21 protein-coding genes and 1 pseudogene are annotated in these 25769 nt (G+C 41.8%); 7 read left to right on the top strand and 15 right to left on the bottom strand.

Annotated elements, in window-relative coordinates; translation table 11 throughout:
* Positions 1-16: 16 nt before the first annotated feature.
* From V7K45_RS08810 to pstS, 5 genes are all read right to left on the bottom strand, one after another.
* Entirely contained in the window at positions 17-298 is a 282-nt protein-coding gene (locus tag V7K45_RS08810; protein WP_334765743.1) for a hypothetical protein, read from the bottom strand.
* Between the two features lie 116 nt (positions 299-414).
* The gene (gene pstB, locus V7K45_RS08805) at positions 415-1221 is read right to left on the bottom strand and encodes a phosphate ABC transporter ATP-binding protein PstB (protein WP_335002422.1); all 807 of its coding nucleotides are present in this window, start codon (positions 1219-1221) and stop codon (positions 415-417) included.
* Positions 1222-1275: 54 nt separating this feature from the next.
* Positions 1276-2157, bottom strand: coding sequence for a phosphate ABC transporter permease PstA (gene pstA, locus V7K45_RS08800; protein ID WP_335002420.1), 882 nt, complete (start codon positions 2155-2157; stop codon positions 1276-1278).
* A gap of 19 nt (positions 2158-2176) precedes the next feature.
* Entirely contained in the window at positions 2177-3127 is a 951-nt protein-coding gene (pstC, locus tag V7K45_RS08795; protein WP_335002418.1) for a phosphate ABC transporter permease subunit PstC, read from the bottom strand.
* Between the two features lie 145 nt (positions 3128-3272).
* Positions 3273-4454: a phosphate ABC transporter substrate-binding protein PstS gene (gene pstS, locus V7K45_RS08790; RefSeq protein ID WP_335002415.1), complete on the bottom strand. Its 1182-nt coding sequence runs from the start codon at positions 4452-4454 to the stop codon at positions 3273-3275.
* Between the two features lie 591 nt (positions 4455-5045).
* Here pstS and V7K45_RS08785 point away from each other — a divergent pair.
* Positions 5046-5633, top strand: a complete 588-nt coding sequence (locus V7K45_RS08785; protein ID WP_335002412.1) for a biotin transporter BioY — start codon at positions 5046-5048, stop codon at positions 5631-5633.
* 94 nt (positions 5634-5727) lie between these two features.
* Positions 5728-6204 (top strand): signal peptidase II, encoded by a 477-nt coding sequence (lspA, locus tag V7K45_RS08780; RefSeq protein WP_335002410.1) that lies wholly within the window; start codon positions 5728-5730, stop codon positions 6202-6204.
* A gap of 208 nt (positions 6205-6412) precedes the next feature.
* Here the strand turns inward: lspA and V7K45_RS08775 are convergent, their stop codons facing one another.
* The gene (locus tag V7K45_RS08775) at positions 6413-7144 is read right to left on the bottom strand and encodes a hypothetical protein (protein WP_335002408.1); all 732 of its coding nucleotides are present in this window, start codon (positions 7142-7144) and stop codon (positions 6413-6415) included.
* A 435-nt stretch (positions 7145-7579) separates the two neighbouring features.
* Here V7K45_RS08775 and V7K45_RS08770 point away from each other — a divergent pair, with 435 nt between their 5' ends.
* Together V7K45_RS08770 and V7K45_RS08765 are read left to right on the top strand one after the other, a co-directional pair.
* Positions 7580-9850: a transglycosylase domain-containing protein gene (locus V7K45_RS08770; protein ID WP_335002406.1), complete on the top strand. Its 2271-nt coding sequence runs from the start codon at positions 7580-7582 to the stop codon at positions 9848-9850.
* Between the two features lie 80 nt (positions 9851-9930).
* The gene (locus V7K45_RS08765; protein WP_335002403.1) at positions 9931-10299 is read left to right on the top strand and encodes a four helix bundle protein; all 369 of its coding nucleotides are present in this window, start codon (positions 9931-9933) and stop codon (positions 10297-10299) included.
* A 67-nt stretch (positions 10300-10366) separates the two neighbouring features.
* On the opposite strand, the gene V7K45_RS08760 is transcribed toward V7K45_RS08765, so the two are convergent.
* Positions 10367-11797: a DUF4335 domain-containing protein gene (locus V7K45_RS08760; protein ID WP_335002401.1), complete on the bottom strand. Its 1431-nt coding sequence runs from the start codon at positions 11795-11797 to the stop codon at positions 10367-10369.
* Positions 11794-12420 (bottom strand): DUF3038 domain-containing protein, encoded by a 627-nt coding sequence (locus tag V7K45_RS08755; RefSeq protein ID WP_335002399.1) that lies wholly within the window; start codon positions 12418-12420, stop codon positions 11794-11796. Before V7K45_RS08755 ends, V7K45_RS08760 begins: the two co-directional genes overlap by 4 nt.
* A 459-nt stretch (positions 12421-12879) precedes the next feature.
* On the opposite strand from V7K45_RS08755, the gene V7K45_RS08750 reads away from it, so the two are divergent.
* The gene (locus V7K45_RS08750; protein ID WP_335002397.1) at positions 12880-13398 is read left to right on the top strand and encodes an adenine phosphoribosyltransferase; all 519 of its coding nucleotides are present in this window, start codon (positions 12880-12882) and stop codon (positions 13396-13398) included.
* Positions 13399-13483: 85 nt separating this feature from the next.
* The gene (locus V7K45_RS08745; RefSeq protein WP_335002395.1) at positions 13484-14530 is read left to right on the top strand and encodes an ABC transporter permease; all 1047 of its coding nucleotides are present in this window, start codon (positions 13484-13486) and stop codon (positions 14528-14530) included.
* A gap of 115 nt (positions 14531-14645) precedes the next feature.
* On the opposite strand, the pseudogene V7K45_RS08740 reads toward V7K45_RS08745, so the two are convergent.
* From V7K45_RS08740 to ppsA, 7 genes and pseudogenes are all read right to left on the bottom strand, one after another.
* A pseudogene (locus V7K45_RS08740) lies at positions 14646-15152 on the bottom strand (helix-turn-helix domain-containing protein); the annotation flags it as partial.
* Positions 15153-15581: 429 nt separating this feature from the next.
* Positions 15582-16745, bottom strand: a complete 1164-nt coding sequence (locus V7K45_RS08735) for a hybrid sensor histidine kinase/response regulator (RefSeq protein ID WP_335002392.1) — start codon at positions 16743-16745, stop codon at positions 15582-15584.
* A 125-nt stretch (positions 16746-16870) separates the two neighbouring features.
* Positions 16871-17317, bottom strand: a complete 447-nt coding sequence (locus tag V7K45_RS08730; protein WP_335002390.1) for a response regulator — start codon at positions 17315-17317, stop codon at positions 16871-16873.
* The gene (locus V7K45_RS08725; RefSeq protein WP_335002388.1) at positions 17262-19568 is read right to left on the bottom strand and encodes an ATP-binding protein; all 2307 of its coding nucleotides are present in this window, start codon (positions 19566-19568) and stop codon (positions 17262-17264) included. Before V7K45_RS08725 ends, V7K45_RS08730 begins: the two co-directional genes overlap by 56 nt.
* A 377-nt stretch (positions 19569-19945) precedes the next feature.
* Positions 19946-21526, bottom strand: a complete 1581-nt coding sequence (locus tag V7K45_RS08720) for a dolichyl-phosphate-mannose--protein mannosyltransferase (protein WP_335002386.1) — start codon at positions 21524-21526, stop codon at positions 19946-19948.
* Between the two features lie 73 nt (positions 21527-21599).
* Positions 21600-21842 carry a hypothetical protein gene (locus V7K45_RS08715; RefSeq protein WP_335002384.1) on the bottom strand — a complete coding sequence of 81 codons (243 nt, stop codon included), beginning with the start codon at positions 21840-21842 and terminating at the stop codon, positions 21600-21602.
* A gap of 107 nt (positions 21843-21949) precedes the next feature.
* Positions 21950-24472: a phosphoenolpyruvate synthase gene (gene ppsA / locus V7K45_RS08710; protein ID WP_335002382.1), complete on the bottom strand. Its 2523-nt coding sequence runs from the start codon at positions 24470-24472 to the stop codon at positions 21950-21952.
* Positions 24473-24668: 196 nt separating this feature from the next.
* Here ppsA and V7K45_RS08705 point away from each other — a divergent pair, with 196 nt between their 5' ends.
* Positions 24669-25073 carry a hypothetical protein gene (locus tag V7K45_RS08705; protein WP_335002380.1) on the top strand — a complete coding sequence of 135 codons (405 nt, stop codon included), beginning with the start codon at positions 24669-24671 and terminating at the stop codon, positions 25071-25073.
* The last annotated feature ends 696 nt before the right edge of the window (positions 25074-25769 follow it).

Below are 25769 nucleotides of genomic sequence, written 5' to 3'. Positions count from 1 at the left end.
AATGAGGAAGTAAAGCTTAATTGTGTTGTAAAAATTCAACTTTGGGCAATAACGGGTCAGTCACAATACCCACACCGCTAAAACCCCAGCGTTTGAGTAAGTTTCCCAATTGTGTACGCGCAATAGATTCCACCGCAAAGCGATTTGCCACTTCTGCCGCGTGGGTGTTGAGATAGCTAAGGGCGTCAAAGTTTTCTTGAAACAGCAATAAATAACCCGATGTTTCAGCATCAGGACGAGCTATAAGATAATTCCCGTCAGTTTTTGAGCGCACTAAATAATAGACTTCAGACTGCATGGAGATGAGGTTCGTTTAGGAAAAAAAAGTCAATAAAAAACATAGAGGAATATCGAACATCTTTAATTTCCGAGTATCCCTCATTACTTTAATATCAACAATGTAAAATAAATAATTTATCCAAATTTGCCACTGACGTAATCTCTGGTTTCTTCTTGCTTAGGATTGTTGAAAATTAATTCTGTTGCATCATACTCTACCATATAGCCGCTACGGGTTCCTTTCTCTGAAGTCCGAACATTAAAAAAGGCTGTCTTATCAGAAACACGTGCTGCTTGCTGCATATTATGGGTGACAATAACAATAGTATATTGCTCTTTAAGTTCGTGAATCAGTTCTTCAACACGCAAGGTGGAAATGGGGTCAAGAGCGGAGCAAGGCTCATCCATCAGTATAATTTCAGGTTGGACTGCGATCGCGCGAGCAATACATAATCGCTGTTGTTGTCCACCAGATAAAGACGAGCCACTTTGCTTTAGTTTATCCTTGACTTCATCCCACAAAGCTGCTTTTTTGAGACTGCTTTCTACTAATTCATCTAAATCACCTTTGTAGCCGTTGATTTTAGCTCCAAAAGTAATATTGTCATGAATTGACTTGGGAAATGGGTTTGGTCTTTGAAACACCATCCCAATTCTCCGGCGCACCTCTACAGGGTCGATATCGGCTGCATACAAATTTTTATCGTAAAAAAGTATTTTACCTTCTGCCCGAAATGACTCAATCAGGTCATTGAGACGGTTATAGCATCGCAACAACGTACTTTTACCACAACCAGAAGGGCCGATAAAAGCAGTCACCTGATTTTTCGGTATATCTAGCCAAATATTCTGTAAGGCTAAAAACTTGCCGTAGTAAATGTTGAGATTTTCAGCCCGTAAAACGGTTTCAGTGTCATTCGCTGTCTTAGTGTTGGTAGCCATAAATTAAATCTAGTGTTTGTTTAAGCGATGGGATTCGCACTGTGGATGGTTTTACTAAACTTTTTTGCGAGTTACCCAGCGAGCGATGATACTTGTGATTAGAACCATCAATACCAAAATCAAAGATGCTGCCCAAGCTAGAGATTGCCAATTTTTAAACGGAGAAATGGCGTATTTGTAAACTAAAACAGCCAGAGAAGCTGTTGGTTGGAATAAACCATCTGGCCAAAAGTTAGAAAATAGAGCAGTAAATAGCAAAGGTGCGGTTTCTCCAGATGCTCTGGCGATCGCTAGCGTTGCCCCAGTTACAATAGCTGGTAAAGCTGCTGGTAAGACTACTTGACTTACAGTTTGAAAGTTAGTCGCTCCCAACCCTACAGAAGCTTGTCGCAAATCTTGCGATACTAACTGTAACGCTTCATCAGTAGTTCGTAGAATAATTGGCAACATCAAAATTGCCAGTGCAAACCCTCCAGCTAGAGCTGAATACGATCCTAAGTTCAACTTTACCATTGTCAAAACTACAATCCCATAGGCAAATACCCCAGCAATAATGGAGGGGACTCCGCTAAGGACATTAGCTGCAAAACGCACCCATCTAGCTACTCTCGCCGAACTAAATTCTGTAATGTAAATCGCCCCTAAAACTCCAAAGGGGATACTAATCAAGGCAGCAATTCCTACCATCAGCAGCGTGCCTAAAATGGCATTACCAAAGCCTCCTCCCTTTTGGAGAGCTTTGGGTGGCAATTCAACAAACACGGCCAGATTCAGACTGCTAAAGCCTTTAATAATCACGTAAGAAAGCACTGCTAGCAAAGGTAAAAGTGCTAATACTCCGCAGGTAAAAGCGATTACGGTCATCACTGTATTGAACAGTGTTCTTTGAGACATGGCGGAGCGAGTTAAACTGCGCTCTGGAAAATTAGAAGTCATAATTTAACCCAAAACTAAGCTATATTCGCTTGACTCTCAGAACGATCAACTCTGCCAGAATATTGACTACTAGTGTCAAGAAAAATAGAATTAAAGCCGCATACATTAAAGCCGAAACTTGCAAACCACTAGCTTCTGAAAATTGATTTGCCAGTAGAGAAGAAATCGTATTGGCTGGTGCTAAAAGAGAAAGACTGATGTTGTTGGAGTTACCGATTAACATGGTTACAGCCATTGTTTCTCCCATTGCCCGGCCCAGTCCCAACATCACAGCACTAACTATGCCGGAAAAAGCTGCTGGGATAAGAACTTGCAAAATCGTTTCCCAGCGGGTTGCTCCCAGTCCGATAGAAGCTTGGCGCAAACTGGGGGGTACAGAAATCAAGGCATCGCGGGATAAAGCTGTGATGATGGGCAAAGTCATAATCGCTAATATGACTCCTGCCGGCAACATTCCTGGCCCTGTCGGAGAAGTGCTAAAAAATGGCAGCCAGCTGAAGTAACCATTCAGCCATTTTCCCAAGCTGGTTAATATTGGCACCAAAACGAAAATACCCCACACGCCATAGACAACGCTGGGAATAGCTGCGAGCAGTTCTACCGCAAAAACCAGTACCAGTTTCACTTTTGCAGGTAAAAAATCCTCGCTCAGTACAATGGCAGTACCAACGCCAATTGGGACTGCTATAAGCAGACCAATAAAAGAACTCACGAGAGTTCCATAAATTTGAGGTAGCACCCCATAGGTATCATTAACCGGATTCCAAGTGGTATTGGCTAAAAAGCTGGCACCAAACTGTTGAATAGCAGGCCAAGCACCAATTGCAACTTGTGACCCGATCCATAATAAAATGCCAGCAACCCCAAAAGCGAAAATTTTAGTCAGCCAAATAAAACCCAAATCTAGGGATTTTTCGGCGTCAGAGCGATTTTTCATCGCTGATGACAGATTTTGAGAATTTGTAGTCATGAATACCGACTTTCAGAATTAAATCAGAGAAAAATATGGGAGGCAACCATATTAGTAAAATTGTCGCCTCATCATCTATTTAAACTGACTTATACAATAGTAACTCCGTGTGCAAAGTTACTACTGGATAGGCATGGTTTATTACTTACTTGCTAGCGCTATTACCACTAGCAACAGAAATTTTATATTCTGGGCTGATTTGGTCAGCAGCAGCAGCCACCTTTGTGATGACATTTGTCGGTAGAGGAACATATCCTAATGCACTAGCCTGCTTCTGTCCATCAGTTAAAGCGTATTCGATCGCAGCTTCAATCGCCTTGGCTTTTGCCGCATTGGGGTATTTTTTGTAAGCCAAAATCCAGGTGTAAGTGACGATGGGATAGGAATCAGCCCCTTCGGGATCGGAAATGAAGGAGCGGAGATTTGCGGGTAGAGGTACTGATTCGAGAGTTTTAGAAGCTGACTCTTCACTAGCTACAACAAACTTACCGCCTTTATTTTCCAAAGCAGCAAACTTGAGACTATTTTGTTTGGCATAGCCATACTCGACATAACCAATGGAACCTTGAGTTTGTTGGATTTGGGCAGTAACACCCTCGTTACCTTTAGCACCGACTCCCTTAGGCCAGTTGACAGTTTTGCCTTCACCAACTTTACTCTTCCACTCAGGGCTGATAGCGCTGAGGTGTTTTGTGAACACACCAGTGGTTCCGCTACCATCGGAACGATAAATAACTGTGATTGCCTCTTTCGGAAGTTTTGCACCTGGATTAGCTTTGGCAATTTGGGCATCATCCCAAGACGTGATTTTGCCTAGTAGAATATCGGCGTAAACGGCTCGTGGTAGCTTGAGTTCTGGAACATCAGGCAAGTTGTAAGCCAACACGATGCTACCAGCAGTCACAGGTAGTAAAATAACACCTCTATCTGCTGGTACTTTCTGGATTTCTTCATCCTTCATTGCGACATCGCTGGCACCAAAGTCTACAGTGCCTTTGATAAATTGTTCAACTCCAGAACCGCTACCAACTGATGCATAATCAACTTGCAGATTGGGATATTTTTTGTTTAAATCTGTGAACCAGGTATCGTACAGTGGTGCCGGAAAAGACGCACCAGCTCCGCTTAACTTTACGGTTCCGCCAAGGTCTAATTTAGCTGGGCTAGAGGCAGTAGTATCTGTAGCAGTACCAGAAGGTGTATCCTTGGTAGCTGTACCATCTGGTGTTTGCTGTCCGCCACAAGCTGCTAGGCTGATTGTCAGTGCTAACACTGAAATTGAACCTGTGAGGCGATGAGTTTTTGTTGCACTAAGACGTGAGAGCATCGCTATCAATTTTTTAGTAACTTTTCAGGTGAGCGTTTCTAAGATACTCCCAAAGCACAACAATAGAGATTAACGAAAGGTTAACAAAGCAATAAAGATACTTGTTTTTTTGATGAAGAGTCAACCCTTGTTTTTAGTTTTTATTGATAAATTTTATACCTTACTTTAAGTTCAAGATAGAAATATTACTACCGTAAGTTTGTTATACCTATTTACAAAAATTTATTGGTAGTGTAATTTCGTTGGTCAAGTCATAAAAAAATAATATATAAATATTAATTAAGATTAAGCATTAAACACTTTGTAGCCAAATTTAGGCAGTGCTTTGCAAAACCAGTATAAATACAAATATAAATAATGTTAATTTACCATATTTTAGGTTAAATACCAGAATTCACAGCACGCCTCAGCCAAGAAAATCAGATAATAGACACCTCAGCTACAATTCGTAGAACTGAAAAATTACATACCAAAAAGGCAAAAGAAAATATGCTAGTTCGTTAAGATGTAAGCACAAATTTCATTTCAAAATTAATGAATATGCTAGTTGCTGTTGGTTTTCCTTTTTGCTTTTCCTTGGTTGCCTGATAAATGTTTGCCGCTTCCAATCAATTACTATGGTCTATGATTGGCTTACTCCTGACAATGGGTGGTACCTTCTTAGAAGTTTATGGCATCACCTTTCCTTGGACTTGGAGTCAGCACGGAATTCAGACTTTTTCTTTAGGTGTCACTTTTCAAATTGGCGCAGTATTGTTAGTGGGTTGTTTAGGAGGCAAAAATGCGGGTGCGCTCTCGCAAATTGCCTATTTAGTCATGGGGTTAACCTTATTACCAGTATTTGCCGATGGCGGCGGTATTGGTTATATCAAGCTGTCTCAGTTTGGCTATCTACTAGGCTTTATTCCTGGGGCTTGGATTTGTGGCTTAGTTGCCTTTAAAGCCAGACCTCGATTAGAAACTCTTGCCTTTAGTTGTGTCTGTGGCTTGTTAACTCTCCACATCTGCGGTATTACTTATTTGATTATTAGCTATTTTTTTCAGTGGAAAGGCACAGAAAATCTACCCTTGATGCAAGCAATCCTTAAATACTCCTGGTTTGCACTACCAGGTCAACTAACCGTGGTCTGTGCAGTTACTGTAATAGCATATATATTGCGTCACTTAATGTTTTATTAGTTCATTGCCTTTCGTCCTTTGTCATTTGTCAAAAGCTCATGACCAATGACCAATGACTAATGACCGACGACCAACGATCAATGACTAATTCGCCATGCATTTAAAAAATCGTCTTTTCTGGATTGCTGCCTTCATTGCTTTTTTCTTAGACCAAATAACAAAGTACTGGGTAGTACAAAGCTTTAGCTTGGGGCAGACACTACCACTCTTACCTGGGATATTTCACTTCACCTATGTCACTAACACTGGTGCAGCTTTTAGTCTGTTGAGCGGGAAAGTAGAGTGGTTGCGCTGGCTGTCTTTAGGAGTGAGTTTAGTATTGATAGCATTAGCATTAATTGGCCCAACATTAAATTTGTGGGATCAGTTAGGCTATGGCTTAATTTTAGGTGGAGCGATGGGCAACGGTATCGATCGTTTTGTTTTAGGCTACGTCGTTGATTTTCTTGATTTTCGCCTGATTAACTTTGCTGTATTTAATGTGGCAGATTCATTTATTAGTATCGGTATTGTTTGCCTGTTAATTGCTTCTTTGCAAAAAACACCGACTCCAACAGGCAGATCCCATTAAACTATTAAGCCTGGGATGATTAATCCCAGGCTATTGACTTATTGAAACCCTTGCTTAGTCTTATATGCGAAGACTTTACGTATAAGGTTTTATCAATTTTTATTTGTCACCTAACACCAGTTTGCATAACTGGTGCAAGAGTTCAAGAAAGATGCACCGGCGATCGCTGGTGGCAAACCATTATTTATATTATGCCCCAGCTTTTAATTTAGTTACCTGTGGTAGGAGTTTTTGGCGAACTAGAGCCAGGAGTACTGGGAGAGCTACCTGGTTTGATACTGCTACCAGGAGTGCCAGGAGTGCCAGGTTGTTCAGGAGTTGTTGAGCTACCTGGTTCAGTAGTGCTACCAGGAGTGCCAGGTTGTTCAGGAGTCGTTGAGCTACCTGGTTCGGTAGTGCTACCAGGAGTGCCAGGTTGTTCAGGAGTCGTTGAGCTACCTGGTGGAGTTAGGTTGCTAGGTGCGCCTTCAGGAGTGGTTGGGCTTCCTGATGGTGGAGTTAAGTTGCTAGGTGCGCCTTCAGGAGTAGTCGAGCTTCCTGGTGGTGGAGTTAAGTTGCTAGGTGCGCCAGGTGCCGATGGAGTTGTGCTTCCTGGTGCTGGAGTGGTTTCGGGAGTACCAGATCCAGAAGGAGTGGTTCCTGGTGCAGTTGTGCTATCAGGAGTAGTAGTGCTATCAGGAGTTGTTGTTTCTGCTGGTACTGTAGTGCTACCAGGAGCGCTAGGAGTGGCTGCTGTGCCGCCGGGACAGCGAGAGTTTAGCGGAAAATGATCGCACAGAATTTTCTTACCTTCTGGCGACAGCTTGATTTCCGTTGGTGCGCTAGTGGAGTCGCTACTAGATTGGGCTATGGGGGATTTACTGGATTCGGCTACAGCAATATTAGTGGTAAGTGCCAAAGATAAAGCTGCACCAATCAGGCTCAGAGATTTTCCCATCATTCTGCAATTAACCTCAACGGAACACTCGCCCTATTAAAGCAGATAATTAAGATTTAGAAAATCTTCCTAAATGAAGATATTTAGGTTTGTTTCAAAATATGTGAATATGTAAAATTGGTAACATTTAAATCAGTTGTTTATTGATAACTAGTGTTTAAAAAGACAAATGCAAAAATTATACTTGTAGTTATTGAAGGTTTAATACTAGCCCAGATAAGCTTATGAGAATACATAAACAGTATTTAATTCTATAAAGAAGTGATTAAAATCACAAATGCTTTATAGTTTTAATATAAATTTAAGTATAAATTAAATCAAAAAGCCCCGTAGAGCTAATTTATGCTTTGGCTTATGAGTAAAATGATGAAAGACTAACATCTAAAATTGATTGTAATTCGCCCGATTCTTCATTAAAAACTGTGATGTGAATAGCCGATGAGTTCTCCCCAACCCCCTCACAAGCCACAAACGTTACTAGGTCAACTGACTCAAGCAGTACATACGATTCAAGCTAGGGTCGATTTTTCAAAATTGGCGCTCAAGCCTAATGCCAAAGTACCGGAACTTTGGGTGCAGGATGCGGGGGCGGATAAAGCAGAAGTATATCCACTGTTGGGCGATCGCTATATTCTCGGTCGTAGCTCGAAATCCAGCGATATCGTTATCCGTAACCCTGTTGTCAGCCAAATTCACCTCTCATTATCGCGGAATTCTAGTCAGCGCACACCAGTTTTCACGATCAAAGACGAAAACTCCACCAATGGCATTTATCGTGGCAAACGTCGTGTTAGTTCTCTAGAACTGCGTCACGGCGATATTCTGACTCTGGGACCCCCAGAACTCGCCGCTTCTGTACGGTTGCAATATGTCGATCCACCAGCATGGTATGTCAAAGCTGCAAGTTGGACAGCTTATGGAGTTGGTGGTGTCAGTGCCCTGTTAACGTTAGTGATTGGCGTTGAATGGCTAAAATTTTCAGTCAAGCCTCTACCGACAGCTACACGCGCCCCAGTAGTTGTTTACGCCCGTGATGGAGCCACTCCCCTGAGAGAACCTCGGACAATCTCTCATGTGGACATGAAGCGATTAGATGAATTTGGCCCTTATTTGCCTGCGGCGGTAGTGGCTTCAGAGGATAGTCGTTATTACTGGCACTTTGGGGTTGATCCTCTGGGGATTTTACGGGCTGTGTTGATTAATAGCCGCACCGGAGATGTGCAACAAGGAGCCAGTACTGTAACCCAGCAAGTTGCCCGCAGTTTGTTCCGCGAGTATGTAGGTAGACAGGATACCCTTGGCCGCAAATTGCGGGAGGCAGTTGTCGCCTTAAAGCTCGAAACCTTTTACAGCAAAGATGATATTTTGCTGATGTACTTAAATCGGGTTTTTTTGGGAGGTGATACCTCTGGTTTTGAGGATGCAGCTCGGTATTACTTTGAGAAGCCGGCTAAAGAATTAACTTTGGCAGAAGCAGCAACATTGGTAGGAATTTTACCTGCTCCCAACGCTTTCGATTTTTGTGGGGATGGGCCAAATAAGCTAGAAGCGGCTGAATACCGAAATCGTGTGATTAAGCGGTTGCTGGAGATGGGCAAAATTAAAGCAGAGGATGCGAACCGAGCTAGACGTTCCACTGTTCAAATTAGTCCTAAAGTCTGCGAACAGCAAGCGAAAACGATCGCACCTTATTTTTACAGCTACGTCTTCTCTGAACTTGAATCAATCTTGGGAGAGGGAGCAGCAAGAGAAGGAAACTATATCATTGAAACCAAGCTCGATCCTACGATACAGAGACAAGCAGAAGCAGCATTAAGTAATTCGGTCAACAACTCTGGTAGAACTTTTAATTTTTCTCAAGGGGCATTAGTCACTCTTGATTCTAGTACAGGCAGTATTCTGGCAATGGTAGGCGGCACTGATTACAAAAAAAGTCAGTTCAATCGTGCTGTTCAAGCCAAAAGACAGCCAGGTTCCACCTTCAAAATCTTTGCTTACACTGCTGCTATTCAACAGGGAATTTCGCCATCCGACAGTTATTCCTGCGCCCCTTTAACTTGGCAAGGCTTTACTTATAAACCCTGTCGTGCTGGTGCTGACACTAGTTTAGATATTGCCACCGGGCTGGCGCTTTCAGAAAATCCCATCGCCTTGAGAGTTGCCAAACAAATCGGGCTGGATAAAGTTGTAGCAATGGCGCAGCGTTTGGGTATAAAATCAAACCTCGATCCGGTTCCCGGCTTGGTACTGGGTCAAAGCGTAGTCAATGTTTTGGAAATGACTGGTGCTTTTGGCGCTATTGGCAATCGCGGTGTATCGAATCCTCCCCATGCCATTAGCCGAATTTTAGACAGTGGTGATTGCAGCGATCGCAATGATATCAAAACCTGTCGTGTAATCTATTCCTTCGACCAAGATCCAGGTGCCAACAAACGAGTGTTGACAACTAATGTCGCTGATGAAATGACTAGTTTGATGCGCGGTGTAATCGCCAGAGGTACTGGTCGTAGTGCTGCCATTGGATTAGGTGAAGCTGGTAAAACTGGCACGACTGATAAAAACGTTGACTTGTGGTTTATTGGTTTTATCCCCAGTCAACGACTTGTAACTGGCGTTTGGCTGGGAAACGACAATAATTCTCCGACATCTGGCAGCAGCGCTCAAGCAGCTCAATTGTGGGGAAATTATATGCGGAGAATTACAAGGTAATTGGGCATTGGGGATTGGGCATTGGGCATTGAGAATTGAAAATTGGGAACTATTGATCAATAAATGATCAATGGACCTTTGTGAGAAGACCGGATTTTGAGGACTTAGAAGTTTATCAACTTTCTGAAAAGCTTGCTAATGCAATTTGGCATATTGTTAAAGGATGGGACAATTTCACTAAAGATACACTGGGCAAGCAAATTGTTCGGTCTGCTGATAGTATTTGTGCGAATATCGCGGAAGGTAGAGGTAGGTACAACGACCAAGACAATCGACGTTTTGTCAAGATTGCGAGAGGGTCTTTGTATGAAACTATCAGTTGGTTGAGGTTAGCCTACGCCAGACATTTATTGACAAATGAACAGGTGAGCAGATTTAAACCAGTTCTTGATGAACTATTACCCAAGCTCAATGCTTATTTAAAAGCCATAGGGAATAGGGAATACTAACTTAATTCTCTTGCCTCATGCCCCATGCCCAATGCCCCATACCCAATGCCCCATGCCCCATACCCAATTACTGATATCCCTTCCAAGGAGTGACTTCAAGCTTGCCGTTAGGCTTGAATATCACTTGGAAATGGGCTAGAGGTTCTTTGTTATTGGGAGCAGCTACATTAGAACCATAGATGTCGTTAAACATCTTAGGAAGAGGTGTTTCTCGGAAATAATCAAAGGCGACTTGATTAAGTGGTTCATAGTCAGCAATTACACCATCTTTGTTGACTGCTACTCGATATTTTAAATCTCGCGTAAAGGTGGGGGTGCCACTCCAGGTTTGACGAACTGTATTATAAAGCTTTTTATTTAAACCTTTAGTGATATTAGAGTCAGTAATTTTTGCACCGACTACCTCTGGTGTCTTAGCGTATCCTCGCCAAGGGCTAACTTGCAGCACACCATTTGTAGTAAACACTATTCTGAATTGGGCTATCGGTTCATTAGAAATGGGAGCGCGGTTAGCAGGATTGTAAAGTAGGTTAGGCAGAGGAGTTTGCCCGACTTCTTGATTGGCCTCTTTATTCACCGCTTTATAACCAACGATCGCTCCATCCGCAGCTACACCTAAACGATAGATCAAATCCTGTTGCAATCCTGAACGCCTAGTCCAAGCTGGATGAACTTGATTATACACTTGACGATTCAATGCACGCAGCTGCGATGGATCGGTAATTTCTGGAACTGTATTTAAAAGTGCTTCTAAATCTTTGACTGCTGGCTTTTCATCAGCTGTGGGTGTTGCTGTAGGTGTTCCAGCCTCGATGGGTGTTGCAGCTGCTGATACTGGAGGATTAAGGCTCTTTGTTGTAGAGCTACTTTGTTCATCTGGCTTAGGCTGTGGTGGACGAATTTGGGGAGGTGGAATCAAGTTAAATGCGATCGCTGCTACTGCTAAACTTGATACTCCTACAGCCGCAGGAATAGCTTGCCTAATTACAGCCTGACTAGCACCGCCATAGCGTCTAGTAACTGGTTGTAGCTCTAGAGATAATTCTGGTAAAGTTTGAGTATCAGCGAAAAACTGATCCACTGCTTCTACCAAATCGAACAACTGTACCGTATTCAAATCTATTTCAATAGGCGGACGTTTAGAATTATTAGAGCGATCGAACCCCTCTGGAGCATTCTCTGAATGTACGATCAACCTGTGGCGGTTGCCGTCAATTTTTTGAAACTCTACTAGCTCCGATTCCTGGTTGTGTGCTTGCGGATTGGGTACAGTACTCAGAAATTCTTGAGCGTAACCACTAACAGCCCTCACCAAACTTTCAAAAAATTCTCGCCCTCCGGTTAGGGGTTGATTGTAACCAGATAAATAGCATTCTGCATTTACCAATATCGATAATTCTGGGCGCATTTCCTGGAACTGTGCAGCCCTAGTGACATCACTTAACCCTTCTAAAAGAAGAGTACAATTAGGTAGACTGTACTTACGTTGAATATTCATTCCACTTCACCGTCAAAAAGACTAATCCAGAACCGCTGCATTCCAGCAGTACCAGTACAAAATAGTAATTGTCCTAACAAATTTATTGCTAGCGCATCTAATTTTTCATCAGAAGTTAATGCTAGTACACCAGAACGTCGAGCATTCATCCGGCTTTTAAAATGCGCTCTAAACCGCTCTAAATAATTAGATAGCCGCAAATTCTGTTCTAATGGAATCTGTTTTTCTTCCATTTGTTGACATATCATTAATAACTGGCGGATGACAACAGTTAAACGCCGTGCTATGTAGCAAGCAATGACCACCAAAGCTTTTGCTTCCATAATAGTTAAGGGACGGCGCATGTGCGCTCTTCGTAGCGGGTTAGAGCTACGCATCCGCCATAAATTCACCCTGTCTTTAACAATTCCTTTCAGATCCAACTCTTGAGCAAAAGACAGGATTGCTTCCGAACCACCAAGTTCTAAAGCTTCTATTGCCAGTAAAATCAGGTCAATTTGCAGCCTGGTTCTCCGAGGACACGTTTTGGAAGCGATCGCAGGATCTGGTAAAGTGTCCAGAATCATCGGCAGTGAGTCTTGGGTTGGACTGTTGAACGGCGTTAAACTTGCTGAAACATTCATTCTATAAATACCTTGTGCGGTTCCAACAGACTAGATAAAACAAATTTAAGATCGGTAGCCAAGACTTGAGCCTTAGACTTGTGGCAGTAGTATGACTACCTGATATATACATTACTTAACTCTTTCTACTCAAAGTTTTCCCTATATTGAAATCAAAATTTTAAAACATAACTAAATTCACCTCATTTATTAGTGAAATACCTTTTATAGCTTGGTTTAGATTCTAATTATCGTCAATGAAGGGTGAAGCTTCAGCCTCGACTTCCACTTGACCCCCAGCGTATGACATTATAGTGTACGATTTTTCAGGTATCTGAAATTGGGCATGGGGCATTGGTGAGGCAGTGACGGGTACGCAGGGGTCTCCCCAAGTGGAGCAACTGCCGTCATTGGGCATTGTTTATTAATTTATCTCTCTCATGCCCCATTTCCCATTACCTACTCCCCATTCCCCATTTTATGGATTTAAAGTCTCTCGTTCGTGACATTCCAGATTTCCCGAAACCCGGAATTTTATTTCGGGATATTACTACGTTACTGCGCGATCCAGAAGGACTGCGCTATACTATTGACTTTTTAACACAAAAATGCAATGAAGCTGGAATAACCGCTGATTATGTCATTGGTATGGAGTCGAGGGGATTCATTTTTGGTTCACCTCTGGCTTATAAATTAGGAGCTGGTTTTATTCCCATCCGCAAAAAAGGGAAGTTACCAGCAGCCGTTCACTCAATTGAATATGAATTAGAGTATGGTACAGACTGCCTAGAAGTGCATCAAGACGCTTTACACCAAGGTAGCCGAGTTTTAATTGTGGACGATTTGATTGCCACAGGTGGAACTGCGAGTGCAACAGCAAAGTTGGTGCAGAAAATTGGCTGCGAACTAGTAGGATTTGGGTTTATTATCGAGCTACGGGATTTACAAGGGCGTACATATTTGCCAGACGTGCCGATTATCTCTTTAATTGAATATTAGTCATTAGTCATTAGTCATTGGTCAATAGCAAAACAACTGGCAAATGACGAAAGACAAAGAACAAATGACAAAGGACAAAATATAAATGACATCTACGAAAATTTCCTTGGAGACAGGTCGGGATTGGCTAATCGAGCTAGTCACGAGCGAAACTTTTGTTTATGTGGTAAAGCGGCTATTGCAGGCACTGCTAACTTTGTTGTTGGCCTCAGCGTTGTCGTTTTTCATCATTCAACTGGCTCCCGGTGATTATGTAGATACGCTGCGGCAAAATCCGAAGATATCTCCTGAAAGAATTGAGGAAATCAAACGGCAGTTTGGTCTAGATAAGTCTTGGCCAGAGCAATTTGGGTTATGGCTATGGCGAATCTTCACCAAAGGGGATTTTGGCACGAGTTTTATTTATCAACGTTCAGTGGCATCGCTGTTGTGGGAAAGAGTACCAGCAACTTTGCTATTAGCGATCGCATCTTTAATTGTCACATGGGCGATCGCCATCCCTTTAGGGATCTTTGCCGCTGTTAAACAAAATAAGCCAGCAGACCGGATTTTACAGGTGATTAGTTACGCAGGACAAGGCTTTCCCAGTTTCATCACTGCCTTAGCGCTGCTGGTTTTAGCCCAAATCACCTCGCCATTTTTCCCAGTGGGTAGCATGACTAGCATCAATCACTCAGAACTGTCGTGGTTTGGCAGAATCTTAGATATCGGCTGGCACATGATTTTACCCACCATCGCACTCTCAATTACTAGTTTTGCGGGTTTGCAACGCATCACTCGCGGCGAATTATTAGATGTCCTGCGTCAAGATTACATCCAAACGGCTCGTGCCAAAGGTTTACCAGAAAACCGCGTCATCTATGTTCATGCACTCCGCAACGCCATAAATCCCTTAATTACTTTATTAGGTTTTGAATTAGCTGGTTTATTAAATGGTGCCTTCATCGCCGAATTTTTCTTCAACTGGCCTGGTTTAGGGAGATTGGCTTTACAGGCTTTACAAGCTCAAGATTTATATTTATTAATGGCAAGTTTGGTTATGGGCGCAGTACTGCTGATTGTTGGGAATTTAATCGCCGACTTGATGCTCAAAGCAGCCGATCCACGCATTCGCCTAGAAAATCTCAATTAGCAGCAATTCTAAAATTCAAAAAATTCAAAACTTATTGGACGTTTTCCAGAGTCCTTTCAACTATCAAACAACGCCGATCTCAGGTCACTATCAAAATTTTGGAACCTTAAGCCTGTTCAGTGCTGTTTTGTTCAGAATTGCTGGGTTTTGGTACTGTGGATAATCCCATCTGTTTGAGTAGTCGCTTGATATGGCGATCGCTTACCTCAATCCCAAATTCTTTCGCTAGATGTTTCCCTAGCCAGTTAGCTGTCCATCGCCTAAAAGAATAGCCACGATCGCGGGGACTACTTTTAATCAGTTCTTTCAAACGTTCTAAATACTCGTCATTTATTGCCTTCGGGCGACCAATGGGGCAATCTTGCCATTGGTGCGCCATCCCTGTTCGGGCTATGTGCATCCAATGCCTTGCTGTTGCTAGGCAACACCCCAAAATTTGACAAATTTCAGTTTGGGTTTTTCCCTCATCTGCCAACAACATGATTTTAATACGTTGTTGGTAAGATTCGGGTATAGTTTTTTCCAAACTTGCTAACAGTAATTTTCGCTGAAATGATGTTAAATACTTACTGTTAATTACATTTATGTTTCTTGTTTCAATTTTCGTTTGATAGTCGGACATATAAGTATTAACTAGATTTGTAGACACGCAAATGTCTTCTGAACGATGCATAATTTTGCAATATCTCTACTTCTGGAAATATTGCAAAAGCTAATTTTTTCGCAACTGTAATACTTGTTACTATTTATTTTTGATTTTCTGCAAGAAATAAATATGCTAAGTAATATGTTTTACAACGGTTTTTAAACATTCCTTTTGTAAGCCTAGATTAGACTACAAATCCAATTCGTAAATTCCGAAAATAGTCGTTAAATTTTAGTAACCTTTTTGTAAAGATAAATTTCCTCTGAGAAGAAAAAAAGTTATAACGAAGTCGCCATTACCACGGATGAAAATTCGTTTGAGAGATCGCATACGTAAGGGCACAATATATTTATTGTGCCCCAATAATGAACTGTATTCCCCATAGATGAAAATTGCTGTAACCGCTTAATCTTCTAGTAAAGGAAGAGTGACGGTAAAGGTTGTACCTACTCCAACTTGGCTATTAACTACAATTTCGCCCCCGTGTGCATCGACACATTTTTTGGCGATCGCTAGCCCCAAGCCAGTACCAGGTATGTTTCCCACATTGTCCGCCCGTCGGAAAGGCTGAAACAGTCGTTTTTGGTTTTCTTGAGGAATGCCAATTCCCCAATCTTGAACTCGGAAAATTACCGCTTTTTCCTGACCAATTAGTTCAAAGCGCACCATGCCGCCCGGTAGTGAATACTTAATAGCATTGCTAAGTAAATTGCCCAAAATGTGCCGCAGTAAGCTTTCATCCCATAAAGCTTCATCTAATTGCCCAAAACTGGCGAACACTAAAGTCAGATGCTTATCATTTGCAATCAATCGAACTTCATCAACCATTTGGCGACAAAAAGCTTCTAAATCTAAGCAGATGACTTCAAAACCGAGTCTACCAGAATCAGCTTTACCGATGAATGTAACTTCATCCAATAGCTGCGCCATGTTTTTAATTGCCGAGCGAATCATTTGCAAATGATTCTGTTTTTTCTCTTTAGTTAATCTTTCATCCTGATTTTGTAGCAATCCAGCAGCCAAGAGAATAGTATTTAGCGGATTGCGGATGTCATGGGAGAGCATTGAGACAAATTCAGATTTGAACTGGTTGAGTTCATTGGCTTTTACGAGTTCAGCAGTTCGTTCTTCAACCCTAGTTTGTAACGTTTCATTGACGGTGCGTAATGATTCTAAAACCTGCTTGCGCTCGATCGCATAACGCAAAGAACGAACCAACACATCAACATTTACCTGGCGCTTGACTAGATAATCTTGCGCCCCCTGACGCACTGCTTCAATTGCCAGTTCTTCGTCATTTGTATTGGTTAAGACAACAATCGGTGTACTTGGCGCTCGATCGATCAGAGGAGGTAGAGATGACAATCCTTGACTGTCAGGTAGAGTTAAATCTAATAAAATAACATCATAATTACATTGACTTAATTCCTGAAGTGCTTCCCCCAATCGCATCACATGAACCAGAGTAAACTCTTGCGACTGGGCTTGGGTCAGAAACTCTTGTAACAACCTAGCAGAAGCTAGGTTATCCTCAATTAACAAGATTTTTACTGAGTAGCTCACAACCATAATCTTCGGGTTTCACCCCCTATTGCTCCTCTATCTTGTCATTAGTCATTAGTCATTGAGCATTAATCAATAATTCTTCTGCTCCCTCTGCTCCCCCTGCTCCCCCATCTCCCCTGCCCCCTGCCTCACTCTGATGGTAGAGTCACGGTAGAGAGCCAAAAATCTTCAATACTCTTGACGATTTGAAATAATTGGTTGAGGTTGCGAGATTTAGTGATGTAGCAATTCACATGTAAATCGTAGCTGTGAAAAATGTCATCCTCATTTTTTGAGGTTGTTAACACAACAACTGGAATACGCTTTAGTAGTGGGTCGGCTTTTATTTCCGCCAGTACTTCTCGACCATCTTTTTTAGGCAAATTCAAATCCAGCAGGATGAGGTCAGGGCGCGCTGCCTCAGCATATTCACCTTCTTGGCGTAAATAAGCCATAGCATCTATGCCATCCCTGACCGTTACTACTTGGTAGGACACTGAACTATTTTTCAACGCTTCTTGGATTAAGCGAATGTCAGCTTTATTGTCCTCGACCAAAAAGATGGTTTTGTGTTTTTCTCCCGTTTCTACGCTCAAGTTCGCGTCCTCCAACTGGAATCGTAAAGTAGAAGGTTGCGCCTTCACCCAGTTCTGACTCTACCCAGATCCGCCCCCGGTGACATTCAACAATCTTCTTACAGATGGCTAAACCCATACCTGTACCAGTATATTCATCCCGCGTGTGCAAGCGCTGAAAAATTACAAAAATGCGATCGCTAAATTTTGGATCGATGCCAATTCCATTATCCCGAACTGAGAATAGCCATGCATCTTCTATCCTTTCTGCTCCCACGTGGATTTGTGGCAGCTGATCGCTGTGGAACTTAATGGCGTTACCGATGAGGTTTTGGAATAGCTGCATCAGTTGGGTGCTGTCAGCCATGACTACGGGTAAGGGATCGTGGGTGATAGTAGCGCCAGTTTCATTAATGCGTTGACGCAAATTGCCCAATCCCCGATTTAAGGCTGTCTCTACCTCGTTCATTTGAAATGCGATCGCTTGCATATCCACTTTCGAGTATGCCAGCACGTCATCAATCAACGTCTGCATCAGGCTAACTCCCTGCACAGCGTAACTAATAAACTCCTGAGCATCTTCGTCAAGTTCTTCGCTATAGCGCATCTCTAACAGCTGTACGTAATTTACAACTTGATTGAGTGGTTCTTGCAAGTCATGGGAGGCGACGTAGGCAAACTTTTTCAATTCGGCGTTAGAACGTTCTAAATCTTGCGCTAACTGGGCTAGTTCATCGGCTTGACGCAGCACAATATTAACAATTGCTTTCCGCAATTCTAGTGCTGCTTTAACTTCTACATCTTTCCAAGGTAAAGATGTTAAGCGAACCGTTTCTTTCCACAATTCAAACGATTTACGCGGACACAGACGAACATTTCCTTCTGACTGGTTAACTTCAAACGCCTTATTAGGATCGCCACCCCAATTTACAGTTTGAATTACTTCTGGTCGGAACCACAAAACATAATTTCGCTTGGCGATGGGAATAGCTAATAAACCACTGGCGACATTTTTAAAACTTTCGGCATCTGGATAAATTTGCGGCAAAGAATCTGTACAGAAGACTTCTTCTTCAACATTATTTTTCAGCCATTGAACTAAAAAATTCAGGTCTTCTTCTCTAGGTGTTTCACCAACTACCGTGCAATTTCCGCCAAAACACACGGCTGCACCTTGAGCGCTAGCCAAATCTAAAAGATGCTGCGGGTTTTTAACTAAACCATCAATAAAGTTTTCTTCTTGAGACATGTATTCAATCAAGACTGATTGAATGTGTGTCAGATTTATCCGGTGATAGTAATCTTCTGTCTCTTCTCTAGCTGAGATTTCTGCAAATATGACTCGTCCCAAAAATTCGCAGGCTTTACGCAATTCGTAGGAAACATGTTTAGGGGACTGATGATGACAAGCAATTAGCCCCCAGAGTTTTTGGTCTTTAATTAAAGAGATAGTCAGCGATGCACCAACACCCATATTATGCAAGTACTCTGTATGACAGGAAGCAGCACTTCTGAGAATAGAGTTGGTTAAATTAATCGGGCGATCGCTAATTGGATTATTGACAGGAAAAAGCTTGACTGGCTGAGAATAAGCATCGGGGATGATTCTGATCGAATTGGCAGCAAATAACTTTCTCGCTGGTTTGGGAATATCTGACTCTGGATAATGCAGTCCTAAATATGGTTCTAAGCTTTCTAGCTTTTCTTCAGCGACAACGGAACCATGTCCATCATCATCGAATTTATATAACATTACCCTGTCAAATTCCGTTATTTTCCGAACTTCTTGAACGATAACTTGACAAAAGTCACGGAGATTAGCTGTTTTTTCTAGTTGATTGATAGATGCTCTAGCTAGATGATAAAAACTTAAAAACGGAATATTTTCTTGAGTAAGAGCAGGTTCTAACTCCAGAATTAAAAATCCTTCTGTATTGCGGTGAAATACTGCATCAAATACTATGTAGTCATCACCTTTTTTTCGCACCCAAACTTTGGTGGGATTAATAAAATCAAGATTTTCCCCGGATAGCCCTGTTTTAATTCTCTCTATTTGAAAGGGATCGAGTAAATCTTCTAGTTTTTTGTGTAACATATTTTCGGGAGCAATTCCGAAAATCTTTAATGTATTAGTACTAACTTGTAATATTTTTAGCTCAGGCTCCTCCAAGACTAACAGGACACCATGAGGCTGAATTTGGCTAGAAATATGAATCGGTGCCTCTTTCAAGCTAATTAAATTAATACCTGGCAATTGTAAGTTCATTTCCATGACGATCCTCCTGTGTTGTCCGGGAGCATCAAAACTAGAGTATCTATAATAATGCAGAATGATGAATGTAAAAATTTTATAATTTTCCATTCATCATTTTTACTTAGTATCTAATTTCCCATGCCCTGGTGTTGCGTTTTGCAGCCTTAGTTTTATCTGCTTGTGCTTTGAAAAGTCTAACAGTGACTAAAGTTACATAGCGATAAGAAATGTGAAAACCGTGTGATTGAACAATTCTATATATGTGTAGCTATGTTAAGAACAGAATTCAGGAGCCAGAATACCCTTTCAGGGAAGCAAGCTACAGAATTTAATTCTGCTTAAATGGCGGATAGGGCAGCGATCGCACCCGATCGGCTTGATTCTGACTCTTGAATTCAAATCCAAGAGTTGAACCACATTCGCAGCTTGTAACCGTTAGGAGAAAGGGGTAAACCCAAATAAATGGGCATCCAGAAAATAAAAGCAGCCAGAATAATAAAAGTAATGGTGACACCTAGCGCTCGGAGTTGTTGATAATAACTGCAAAGACACCGATCGACAAACCAAGCGATCGCTAAAAATACAAACACGACTGCACACATATAGTGGTAGATAAAAACGCACCTTGTCACCTTCACCCAAGGTAATAAGTTCGCAGCATAGTTTATAACTAAATACAAAGCAATCCAAGTATCAACACTAAGAGTTGCAGGCATAGAAAAACGCTTTTCTTTCACCCAAGGAATTACCACTTGTGATACCAGCATTCCTACTAAAAACAACATGGCAGCGACACCAAACCACCACAAAAATGGATTGCCCATTGCATGGACATCATAAATAACTTGTCCAGCACCAGCAGGTAAAGGCGGCCCCATCACAGGTAAGGGTTCGGTGATACTTTCAGCCGTTTGATAATAATATGCCATTGGTCGAGTCATCAAAGGCCATTTATACCAAGCAGCACAGTAAGGATGCACATTAGGACTATTACCACCTAGATGTAAATGAAACTTCAAAATTTGCTGATGTACTGCAATAAATCCATAAGTTTTATCTAGTTGAAGGTGAGGAATCCAGATGATGCTATAGATAAAAGCTGGGATAATTCCTAGATAAAACAGCATCTGAAAAATATTTAGCTGAGTTAAATTTTGTAGTGGTGTCTGAGATGAGGGAGATAAGGAAGATGAGAGGAATGAGGGAGAATAAGTAGAAACTCCTGCCTCGTGACTCCTGCCTTCTGCCTCGTGACTCCTGCCCTCTGCCTCCTGCCTCCTGCCTCCTGCCTCCTGTTCTGATGAAGGGGATCTAAAAAATAGTTTGGAGTTAGGAAAAGAATGTATCAAATGAATTACCCAAGCTACTATCCAGATGAGATAAGCACCTGATAAGAACCATAAACCATTCCACTTAGTACCGACTGAGGCACCAAAACCAATGCCAGCAAAAACTAACCAAAAAGAACGTCGCCGATTTTGGTTATCTAATGCTAATAATAAAAACCAGTGCCCTAATAAACCAAAAATGACGATATAAATATTACTTAGAGCATACCGAGACTCAACTAAAAAAATACCATCACAAGCTGTGAATAATCCTGCAAGTATTGCAAAGGTACGACGATAACTTAACTGATAAGCGATCGCAGCCACAACTACAGGAATAAATGAGCCTGTGAGGGCATTTAACCAACGATAAGTCCAAGGCGATCGCAATGAACCTGTCAGTCCATTTACTGAATCGTGCCAAAAAGGAATGTGACTGCCAATCCAAATGCCGATGCCAATCATATATTGACTTAGCGGCGGATGAGCATTAAAAAATGGCGTATGCGTAAGATAATTATTACCAAATTTTGCAAAGTAAACTTCATCAAATACCAGAGTGTTGAATCGCTCCAGTCCCCAAAACCGTAAGGCAAGTGAGAGAATAAATACACTCACCATCCCAATTCGGAACCATTTTTTATTCATTAGTCATTGGTCATTGGTCATTGGTCATTGGTCATTAGGCCCGCTTGTCTTTATTGTCTCTCTTTATCCCCCTCTACTCTTTGGGATTTGGAACAGGAGAAGCTTGCCACAAGTGCCAGCCTACCTCATAATCTTGAGTGGGTAAACCATGTTTTTCGGGCAATTGTTTCAGAAGGATACTTTCCACAATTCTTGTAGTTTCCTTTTCGACAATTGCCCAATATCCATTACCATTCAATACTTTTCGGATAAGCCTAACAATCTCTCTTTTGGTCTGGGAAAAGGTTAAAGGGCAAAGGGGGAAAGGTAAATTCAAACCCTTTCCCTTTCCCTTTCCCCTTTCCCCCAAAACCCGAAAAGTATTGCATTACCATTGTTGTGTCGGTGCGACCGCTCGATTTAACACACCAAAACCCACTGCAATCAGGACTCAGCACTCTCGACTTTTGCCACTTCTAGCATCGTCTTTAAAACCGAATCAGGATTTAGACTAATCGAGTCAATTCCCTGTTCCACCAAAAACTGGGCAAATTCTGGATAGTCGCTGGGTGCTTGCCCACAAATGCCGATTTTGCGATCGCATTTTTTCGCTGTTTCTATGACCATTTTTACCATTCGCTTAACAGCTGGACTACGTTCATCAAATAATCGCGCTACTAATGCCGAATCCCTGTCTATCCCTAGTGTCAATTGAGTTAAATCATTAGAACCAATTGAGAAGCCATCAAATACCTCAGCAAATTCCTCAGCCAGAATCACATTACTGGGCAACTCACACATCACATAAACCTGCAAGCCGTTAACACCTTGCTTTAAACCATTTTTTGCCATCTCTGCTAAAACCAAACGCCCCTCGTCAGGGGTGCGGCAAAAGGGAATCATGGGGATGACATTCGTCAAACCCATTTCTTCCCGTACCCTTTTGAGGGCATGACATTCTAAGGCAAAAGCTTCTCTGTAGCCTTCATCATAGTAACGCGCGGCCCCTCGCCAACCCAGCATTGGGTTTTCTTCATGGGGTTCAAACTGTCGTCCACCTAATAAATTCGCATATTCATTACTTTTGAAATCTGAGGTTCGGACTATCACTGGTTTAGGATAAAATGCTGCGGCAATTCTACCAATGCCTTGAGCTAATTTATCTACAAAATATTGGGGTTTATCGTCATAAAGTGAGGTAATATCAGCAATTCTAGCTTTGGCAAATTCATCTTTTAACGAGTCATAATGAATCAACGCCATTGGATGAATTTGAATTTGGTTAGCAATGATAAATTCTGTCCGCGCTAAACCTACGCCATCGTTGGGAATTGCCGATAAACTCAATGCTTCTTGGGGATTACCCACATTCATTAAAATTTTAGTGCGGGTGCGGGGTAAGTTTTCTAAAGGAACTTCTTTAACTTCAAAAGGTAATAAGCCTGGATAAACTTTTCCTTCTTCCCCTTCAGCGCAAGAAATTGTTACCTCTTGGCCAGGTTTCAATATGTCCGTAGCATTGCCGCATCCCACGATCGCAGGTACACCCAATTCTCGCGCAATTATTGCTGCATGACACGTGCGGCCTCCAGAATTGGTGACAATTGCACTGGCGCGTTTCATAATTGGTTCCCAATCGGGATCGGTTCTCTCTGTCACTAAAACTTCCCCGGCTTGGAACTGTTCTAATTTCTGAACATCTAGAATTAAGCGTGCTTTTCCCTGACTAATTGCTTCCCCAATTGCACTTCCCGTAACCAGGGGGATTAAGGATTGGGAATCAGGGAGTGAGGAGTGGGAATTTTCCCCATTCCCTATACTTCGACTGCGCTCAGTACAAGTTCCCCATTCTCTATTCCCTAATAACAAACGATAACTCCGCAACACATTTCCCGTCTTCTGTGACTGGACGGTTTCGGGGCGCGCTTGCACAATAAAAAGTTGGTTAGTTATCCCATCTTTTGCCCACTCGATATCCATTGGAGTGAAAATGCCGTGGACTTGAGAATAATGGTCTTCAATTAAACACGCCCAACTTGCTAGTTGTAAAATCTCTTCATCACTCAGAGCAAATTTACCTCTTTCACTGGGCGAAACCGAAACATTTTTCGTAAATTTTGAGCCGTCATCATAAATCATTTTCAGTTCTTTGCTGCCCAATTTTTTATCGATAATTGGGCGGAAACCAGCTTTTAATGTTGGTTTAAAAACATAATATTCATCGGGATTTACAGACCCTTGGACAACGTTTTCACCTAAACCGTAAGCGGCTGTAATTAGTGCCGCATCCTTAAAACCTGTTTCTGTATCAATAGAGAACATCACCCCAGAGGTTGCTAAATCAGAGCGCACCATTTTTTGCACACCCACAGCCAGAGCAATGCTAAAGTGGTCAAATCCTTTGGCGTGGCGATAAGAAATAGCGCGATCGGTAAATAGAGACGCAAAACATTTATGACAAGCTGCTAAAACTCCTTCGACACCGACAACATTGAGGTAAGTTTCCTGCTGTCCAGCAAAACTAGCATCGGGAAGGTCTTCAGCAGTGGCGCTAGAACGGACTGCCACATCTGTGTCTGCATGGTATCGTTCGCAGAGACTATGGTATGCTGTGGCGATCGCCTCGCGCAATTCTACAGGAAATGGCGTGTGGATTAATAGCGATCGCGCTTTTTTGCCGCGTTCTCGTAAATTTTTGACATCTTCAACATCTAAGTCAGCAAAAAGTTTGCGTAGCTTTGCTTCTAACCCTGCTGATTGAATGAAATGACGATAAGCGTAAGCAGTAGTGGCGAATCCTGTGGGAACGTTAATGCCTTTGGGTGTTAACTGTTGAATCATTTCCCCCAGCGAGGCATTTTTACCACCAACTACTGGGATATCAGCAATCCCAATTTCATCAAACCAGAGAATGAGCGATCGCTCTTGGGCAGATAGAGACAAAGTGCTTTTTGATACTGTAGTCATAAATATTACCTTTTTAGTTTATACTCAACTTGTAAGTGCATAACTGCTACTATATTTATTTTTCCCATATTCAACTTGAGATTTTTGGTTCTGTCGCGTAGTTTGATATTTGGCGATAAAATCCAAAACTATAAGCAATAAAAATTAACAATTATTCAGTTTAATAACTCGATCGAAATACCGGATGTAATAAATTATGGCGCAGCTAGAACGACTCCTGAAAATGGCAGAAGATGAACTAACTGAATACAGTACTGATGCCCGTAAAATAGAAAAACTACGCCGTAAAATAGGTTTAACAGTATCCGTAACAGAACAGCAGCAAGTGAAAGAGGCATTACTTGCTAAGATGAAATCTAATCTAATTACCCAAGTTGTGGAAGAACAAAGACAAGCAGTAGCCTTACCATTTTGGGGAATTGCTGGATTGGGTTTGCTACTAAGAATTTCTTTAAATCAACCCATAGGCTTGTTAGCATCTGTAGTTGGAACTGTATTAGCTTACAGAGTTCAAAAATGGGGTTGGAAATTGCAGGCCAATCGTTTATTGTTACAAACATTAGAAGATATTGAAACGCGTATTGCCCAACCCACTAAGTAACAAGAAAGATGTATTTTACAGATAAATGTCCGCAAGTTTTTGTATTATATTATACCTTTGTTGAGTAATTAATTACTTGATTTACATCTCGTAAGCACTTAACAATTCCTTTGGGATCACCATAGCAAAAAAATTAGATATTGGATTTAAGATTAGGTATTTATTAAGAAAGACAGGAAGCAGAAGGCAGTCTTCCGTAAACTCGAACTGCCCTCCATCTTCATTAAACCTCTTGGCATTTGTGCTTTTTGCACTCTTGGGGAAAAGGGTAAAGGTTAAAGGGGAAGGGGACAATACAGAACTTTTTCCCCTTTAACCTTTCCCGACTTATGCAAGAAGTCTATTCAATATCGTGGTTTGCGGGCAATGAATGCTACATTACCTTTTGACAGCAGATATTACACATCTTGCAAAGTTATTTTTGCTTTCCGGTTGGGGAAAGGTTAAAGGTTAAAGGGGAAGGGAAAGTTCCATACCTTTGCCCCTTCCCCTACTTCTGCAAGAAGTCTATTGAATATAGCTACAGGTTGTCTCAACCTGGAAATCCACGTTAGAGAGTTCACTTGCAATAGCTGTCGCTTCGTATAATCGTATTTTTTACCTTAGAGGGTGACAAGGCAACTCTAAGCTATGCAGGACAATAGTTTGAGAAGATGATGAAGACAAAAAATAGGGAGCATTTTTGTGGCTCCCTGG

Source organism: Nostoc sp. (assembly GCF_036917375.1).
In the GTDB taxonomy this organism is placed as follows: domain Bacteria; phylum Cyanobacteriota; class Cyanobacteriia; order Cyanobacteriales; family Nostocaceae; genus Nostoc.
Note: the sequence above shows the minus strand (reverse complement) of the source record. Positions and strands in the feature narration are given on the sequence as shown.

What these genes read in the sequence shown, in the direction of transcription:
- V7K45_RS08810 (WP_334765743.1), bottom strand. Translation starts at nt 298, where the DNA reads ATGCAGTCTGAAGTCTATTATTTAGTGCGCTCAAAAACTGACGGGAAT.
- pstB (WP_335002422.1), bottom strand. Translation starts at nt 1,221, where the DNA reads ATGGCTACCAACACTAAGACAGCGAATGACACTGAAACCGTTTTACGG.
- pstA (WP_335002420.1), bottom strand. Translation starts at nt 2,157, where the DNA reads ATGACTTCTAATTTTCCAGAGCGCAGTTTAACTCGCTCCGCCATGTCT.
- pstC (WP_335002418.1), bottom strand. Translation starts at nt 3,127, where the DNA reads ATGACTACAAATTCTCAAAATCTGTCATCAGCGATGAAAAATCGCTCT.
- pstS (WP_335002415.1), bottom strand. Translation starts at nt 4,454, where the DNA reads ATGCTCTCACGTCTTAGTGCAACAAAAACTCATCGCCTCACAGGTTCA.
- V7K45_RS08785 (WP_335002412.1), top strand. Translation starts at nt 5,046, where the DNA reads ATGTTTGCCGCTTCCAATCAATTACTATGGTCTATGATTGGCTTACTC.
- lspA (WP_335002410.1), top strand. Translation starts at nt 5,728, where the DNA reads ATGCATTTAAAAAATCGTCTTTTCTGGATTGCTGCCTTCATTGCTTTT.
- V7K45_RS08775 (WP_335002408.1), bottom strand. Translation starts at nt 7,144, where the DNA reads ATGATGGGAAAATCTCTGAGCCTGATTGGTGCAGCTTTATCTTTGGCA.
- V7K45_RS08770 (WP_335002406.1), top strand. Translation starts at nt 7,580, where the DNA reads ATGAGTTCTCCCCAACCCCCTCACAAGCCACAAACGTTACTAGGTCAA.
- V7K45_RS08760 (WP_335002401.1), bottom strand. Translation starts at nt 11,797, where the DNA reads ATGAATATTCAACGTAAGTACAGTCTACCTAATTGTACTCTTCTTTTA.
- V7K45_RS08755 (WP_335002399.1), bottom strand. Translation starts at nt 12,420, where the DNA reads ATGAATGTTTCAGCAAGTTTAACGCCGTTCAACAGTCCAACCCAAGAC.
- V7K45_RS08750 (WP_335002397.1), top strand. Translation starts at nt 12,880, where the DNA reads ATGGATTTAAAGTCTCTCGTTCGTGACATTCCAGATTTCCCGAAACCC.
- V7K45_RS08745 (WP_335002395.1), top strand. Translation starts at nt 13,484, where the DNA reads ATGACATCTACGAAAATTTCCTTGGAGACAGGTCGGGATTGGCTAATC.
- V7K45_RS08735 (WP_335002392.1), bottom strand. Translation starts at nt 16,745, where the DNA reads ATGGTTGTGAGCTACTCAGTAAAAATCTTGTTAATTGAGGATAACCTA.
- V7K45_RS08725 (WP_335002388.1), bottom strand. Translation starts at nt 19,568, where the DNA reads ATGGAAATGAACTTACAATTGCCAGGTATTAATTTAATTAGCTTGAAA.
- V7K45_RS08720 (WP_335002386.1), bottom strand. Translation starts at nt 21,526, where the DNA reads ATGAATAAAAAATGGTTCCGAATTGGGATGGTGAGTGTATTTATTCTC.
- ppsA (WP_335002382.1), bottom strand. Translation starts at nt 24,472, where the DNA reads ATGACTACAGTATCAAAAAGCACTTTGTCTCTATCTGCCCAAGAGCGA.
- V7K45_RS08705 (WP_335002380.1), top strand. Translation starts at nt 24,669, where the DNA reads ATGGCGCAGCTAGAACGACTCCTGAAAATGGCAGAAGATGAACTAACT.